The 719-nt window shown below is 43.8% G+C and carries 1 protein-coding gene; it reads left to right on the top strand.

The window, feature by feature from the left end; all coding sequences use genetic code 11:
• On the top strand, positions 1–719 hold a 719-nt coding region (locus Q4496_RS17905), incomplete at both ends, for a methyl-accepting chemotaxis protein (RefSeq protein ID WP_303610975.1).

Genomic DNA, 719 nt, shown 5'->3' with positions numbered 1-719 from the left:
ATCCAAGCAGCAACTGCTGTACATGAGATGGCTGCAGCCACACAAGAAATAGCAACAAACGCTGCCAATGCCGCCAGTTCTGCTCAAGAAGCTGATACCGAGGCTATGACTGGTCAACGCATTGTTGAAGAGACTATTGCGGCAATTTCTGCGCTTTCTGATAATATAGATGGTGCAAGTGAAGTTGTTAATCAACTCAGTACAGATGCAGATGAAATAGGCAATGTGCTTAATGTAATTAAAGCTATCGCCGACCAAACTAACTTACTGGCACTCAATGCCGCAATAGAAGCCGCCCGTGCTGGTGAACAAGGTCGAGGATTTGCCGTAGTTGCTGATGAAGTTCGTGCATTAGCAAGTCGTACTCAACAAAGTACTGAAGAGATCCAGCAAATGATTGAACGTTTACAACAGGGAGCTAGTGAAGCGGTCAATGTTATGGGAACTAGTCGTAAACAAAGTCAAGATACGGTAACGATGGCAGCCACGGCGAGTGATTCATTAAGAACCATTACTAGTTCAGTAAGTACAATTACAGATATGAATACCCAAATAGCCACTGCTGCAGAAGAGCAAACCACGGTTGCCGATGAAATTAGTAAAAATGTTCAACAAATAGCTGATATCGCGGAAAACTCATCAGAGCGAGCTGGTGAACTGGCGAATACGACGAATGAACTTATTCAACTTGAGCAACGTCTATCAAAGATTGTGGCACA

Origin of the sequence: Colwellia sp. 5_MG-2023, from assembly GCF_030547795.1 — a bacterium.
GTDB lineage: Bacteria > Pseudomonadota > Gammaproteobacteria > Enterobacterales > Alteromonadaceae > Colwellia.
This window is presented reverse-complemented; position numbering and strand designations above follow the sequence as displayed.